Annotated in this window: 5 protein-coding genes; 4 read left to right on the plus strand and 1 reads right to left on the minus strand. The window is 59.9% G+C overall.

Going from position 1 to position 4445, the window contains the following annotated elements; genetic code table 11:
- A partial coding sequence (locus tag CJ255_RS21130; RefSeq protein ID WP_097646062.1) for an NACHT domain-containing protein occupies nt 1-2799 on the minus strand: 2799 nt, incomplete at its 3' end.
- A gap of 132 nt (nt 2800-2931) precedes the next feature.
- Between CJ255_RS21130 and CJ255_RS21135 the strand changes: the two genes are divergently transcribed.
- From CJ255_RS21135 to CJ255_RS23845, 4 genes are all read left to right on the plus strand, one after another.
- On the plus strand, nt 2932-3282 hold the full coding sequence (locus CJ255_RS21135) for a type II toxin-antitoxin system RelE/ParE family toxin (RefSeq protein ID WP_097646058.1): 351 nt from the start codon (nt 2932-2934) through the stop codon (nt 3280-3282).
- The gene (locus tag CJ255_RS21140) at nt 3279-3563 is read left to right on the plus strand and encodes an XRE family transcriptional regulator (protein WP_097646059.1); all 285 of its coding nucleotides are present in this window, start codon (nt 3279-3281) and stop codon (nt 3561-3563) included. Before CJ255_RS21135 ends, CJ255_RS21140 begins: the two co-directional genes overlap by 4 nt.
- A 109-nt stretch (nt 3564-3672) precedes the next feature.
- Nucleotides 3673-3876, plus strand: a complete 204-nt coding sequence (locus CJ255_RS21145) for a hypothetical protein (protein WP_097646060.1) — start codon at nt 3673-3675, stop codon at nt 3874-3876.
- A gap of 87 nt (nt 3877-3963) precedes the next feature.
- The gene (locus CJ255_RS23845) at nt 3964-4122 is read left to right on the plus strand and encodes a hypothetical protein (RefSeq protein ID WP_165774868.1); all 159 of its coding nucleotides are present in this window, start codon (nt 3964-3966) and stop codon (nt 4120-4122) included.
- The last annotated feature ends 323 nt before the right edge of the window (nt 4123-4445 follow it).

Consider the following 4445-nt stretch of genomic DNA (forward strand, 5'->3'; position numbering starts at 1 on the left):
GTAGGCCGCTGCCGCCTCCCACTCGGCTTCAGTGGGCAGGCGCACAACGTAGCCGCTGGGCTGAAGTTGTTCACTCAGCCACGCGCAGTAGGCAGTCGCTTCGTACCAGGTTACGCCGATCACCGACTGGTTTGTGTTGTTGAAACGCGCGTAGTTCCATCCCCACGGCTCAGTGTGCTTATTCCGCTGCTTCCACTGCCAACCATTGGGCGTCCACCAGCGTTCCGCCTCCGGCCCGTAGCCGACGGCAACGAAGGGGGCGAATTGGGCGACGGTGATCGGGTAGCGGGCGAGCCAGAAGGCGGGGATGGTTACCTCTGCTGCTTGCTCGTCTGTTTCCCACCCGCCAATCTGGTAGCTACGACCGCGCACGTAGCACCAGTAGCCCGCTGGTTGGCCAAACGCTTCGTTGCGCTGCGCTACTTCGGCCTGCCACTGCGCTATGGCAACTGGAAAACGCGGATCACCCAACTGGCCAAGGGCGGTGCCAGCCTCGATGCGGAGCGGGAGCAGACTCTCCGCTGCGGGGTTGGCTAGTATGCTTCCGAGTGCTTGACGTAGCGACTGCTCAAACGCCGCGACGGGTTGCTCGTGCCAACGCAGGAGCAGGTAGGTGCGTCCGCCCATTTCACGGTAGCAGGCCGCAGCCAGTACGGCGTCGCGCTGCATCTGAGCGCAAGACTTTTCCCGCTTGCCTATGGTTGGGTCGAGCAGCAATTTCAGCCAGTCGAAGGCCATGCGCTGCTTGCCCTGCTTGCGCAAGCGGCCCATGAGCAGCAAGAGCGGTTCGCGCCAGCGGTCGCCCCCTTCGCACCAACGGGCGTGGGCTGCTTCGACATCCTCTTGCGTGGCGAGATGGCAGGCTGCTAGGTATTCTTGGAAGGTGAGATGGGGCAGGATGTAGTTGTTGTCTTCATCGGGCTGGATAAGGCCGCTCTCTTGGGCCAGTAGTTCAAGGAAGGTTGCGGCTCTGGTCATCCACTCGCCATCCTTGACCAGCTTTGGCTGACTAGGGTTGAGGAGGCTGCGGAAGCGTGGTTCGAGGAGGGTGTAGATGAGTTGTTTGGCAATGACGCCGCGACCATCTTGGGCGGTACGGTGGGCTTCGTAAGCAACCGCGTCTATGGCGGCCCGCAGGTCGTCGGGGCGCAGGTGTGGCAGGCCCATACGCTCACCAAAGGTGACGAGATGCGCGTGTTCTTTCTCGCTTGAACGCACCCACTCCCAGCGGTCGAGCAAGAGAGTGACCAACTCTTCGTAGACTTCGGCGCGCTCGTCGGGGAGTTTCGTCTGGTTGTAGTGGAGCAGAACGACCATGGTGAGCAGCAGGGGCGAGGCGCAAATGGCGTGAAGTGCGGGCTTGCGCGGGATGGCTTCGAGGAGTTTAGCCGCCTTCGCCTTCCCCTCCGCTGGCGTGAACTTGGCACCCGTCGTCGCATAACTCTGGGCATACCATGCTTCAACGAAATAACGCACTTGACCAAGAGCAAAGGGTTCGATACGGCGGGTGAGCCAAGGCGCTGGCAGTTGCCATGCAGCAGCCATATCGTAGGGGCGGCTGCGACAGGTAACCACCATGCGCGCATCGCCAACCTCGTGACCAAGACGCCTGATGGCGTCGGCCATGCGCTCGCGCCGACTGAGTTTACCCTCTTGGGTGGCTTCAAGCGTGCTAGCAACCTCATCGAGTCCGTCGAAGCAGAGCAGGACGCCGCCCGCGTGCCATGTCCGCAACAGCGTGGAGCGCAATGCGCCGCGCAGTGCGGAAGGGCCAATGACGCTTTTGAGAACGGCAGAAATGAGCTGATCCAGGTCGGTAGCCGGGTCGTCGCCGAGGGTTTTGGCGACGGGGCCAAGGGCGCAGAAGATAGGAATAGGAATGGCCTGCCCCGCCCAACCGCGCAACGTGGCGGGCGCAACGGTATGGCCTGCACAAAGGGCTTCAGCCAGCGCAACCACAAGGTAGCGCAGGACAGTAGATTTACCAGAGCCGGGATCGCCCAAGAGGACGATGCGGCTACGCGCTGGCGCAATGCTCTCGACGGCCAATTCGGGTTCATACCACTGGCCAGTGAGCGGCGGATCTTGCTCTTTATCACGTCCCTTGGGGCGCGGTAGAGTCCGGCAGAGCTGCGTATACAGCGTGCCGAGAGAACGATCACCTTTGGTTGGCTGATCATGATCCAGCATGGCAGCAAGTTCGTGGGGATGATCAAGATCAACCACCGGGAAACGCAAACGGTCGGTTGGCTGGCGATCGGGATCAGCAGCGGCAAGCGCCTGATCAAGCTCTTTAGGACTCAGCGTAAAGCGTTCACGCGGAAGGCGCACATCGGTGGCAAGCGCAGTGTAGACCTCACGGAGCGAGAGAGTGGGGGTCGTTGGGCACTCATTGCCATCATGGTTCTTCGTGATCAGACGCCCAAGGGCAAGCGGGCCATAGCGCTGACAGAGCGCACCAAGGTAGCCATCAAGCATCGGCTTGGCGTCTGCGGGCGGCTGTGCGCCAAAAAAGAGCTGAATGGTGCCATCGTTCACCCCAACGGCAGCACCGTGGAGGGTGCCACTGACTTCGGTCTGGCCCTTGAGGAAATCGCGATGGGCGGCATCGCCTATGTGTAGATCACCTATGGTTGCTCCACCTGCAAAGACCTGCGCCTCGACGTGGGCGCGTTGGGCTGGGGTCAAGTTCACTTGCTTGGCCAACGCATTCCGCGCCATCTCTGCGCCCTCTGCGCCCCAATCAGTAAGCAGAGTTCGAAGCTTTCCAACAAAGGCGGCAAGTTCAGCATCGGTCATCGTGAGATCTTTCGTTTATGGTGGGGGTGAGAGGATTGCTTTGCACTCTCCTAGTTCATCCCCACCTATGATACGATAGGAGCTTAGAAATTGGTATATTGACTATCAGTACCATTTTTGGTACACTCACTCATGACGAACCCTGAAAAGAGATTTCCTGCCCGTTTCTACCAAACCGCAACAGGCAAGGAACCGGTACGTGAATGGCTCAAGGAGCTTTCGCCTGAAGATCGGCGAACGTTAGGCGAAGACGTAAAAACCGTCGAATACGGTTGGCCGATTGGGATGCCACTTTGTCGGTGCATGGGAAGCGATCTATGGGAGATTCGTAGCAACCTTTCAGGCCGACGAATAGCGCGTATCCTCTTCTGTATTGCCAATGGGCATATCGTCCTCTTACACGGTTTCATTAAGAAGACCCAAAGTACACCCCGCAGCGACCTAGAGTTGGCACGGGCGCGAATGAAGGAGATTCTGCTGTGAGCATCAATCCACATATTGGTTCCTCGCTCGATGAATTTCTTGTTGAAGAAGGCATCTATGAGCAGGTGCATGAGGTTGCGATTAAGCGCGTGCTCGCATGGCAGATTGAACAAGGCATGAAGGAAGAGGGTCTGTCTAAATCCGCAATGGCAGAGCGGATGGGAACAAGCCGCCCAGCCCTCGACAGACTCCTAGACCCCAATAATCCGGCTGTTACGCTCAAAACGCTCTTTCGAGCAGCGCAATGCCTTGGTAAGCAGTTGCACATAGAATTGAGATAAACGTGTGCATGAAGTACTCATGCATTCCACCTACTCGGTGTGCGCCGTGCAGCCGCCATTCATACCGCTGCACATCCAACGGCGCGCACCTGGCAGGTCTCAGCGGCTCATGAGGCCGAGCAGACACCCGAACGACCTGCTAGGTACGCGCCGTGCAGCCGCCAGTGGTATTCCCAAAGATCCAACGGCGCGTACTGGTGAGCAACCGGCAGCGAACAACCTGCTAGGTACGCGCCGTGCAGCCGCCAGTGGTATTCCCAAAGATCCAACGGCGCGTACCTGGCAGGTTTTGGGGGCGACCAAAGGCCCATGAGACCTAGCAGGTGGGGCGCGGTAGACTCTTTGGGGTACGACAAGCGGCTGCACGCGCCCCACCTGCCAGGTCGTTCGGGTTGCGTTCATGCGCAGAGAGCGCGTTGGCTTCGACAAGCTCAGCCAACGCGCCGCTGGCTCGGTGGCTGAGCTTGCCGAAGCCAGCTTGCCGAAGCCAGCTTGCCGAAGCCAGCTTGTCGAAGCCAAGCGGCGCAGCGCCCCTTCGCCCCGCAACGTAGGGGCGTAGCAGCGGCCCCCAAGAGAACCATGCCCGCACCGAGAATGTAAGGCCGCTGCTACGCCCTCCTAAGCGAACCATGCCCCCCACCCCGCATGCAATGGATTGACGGTCTTCTCCGAAAAGGGCGTAGCAACGGCCCCTACACCCCCTCCTGCACGGCGCTTCTTGGGGAGGGCCGCTGCTACGCCCCTACGTACAATGCCTACGCATGCGTGGGCATCCATAAGCCCCCCGCGCCGCCCGCGCTTTCGGCTATCGGCTATCGGGTTTTCGGCTATGCTCGGCTTTCGGATTTTCGGCTATCGGACTTTCGCCTATCCCAAGAGGGG

Source organism: Candidatus Viridilinea mediisalina (assembly GCF_002532535.1).
Taxonomy (GTDB): Bacteria; Chloroflexota; Chloroflexia; order Chloroflexales; family Chloroflexaceae; genus Viridilinea; species Viridilinea mediisalina.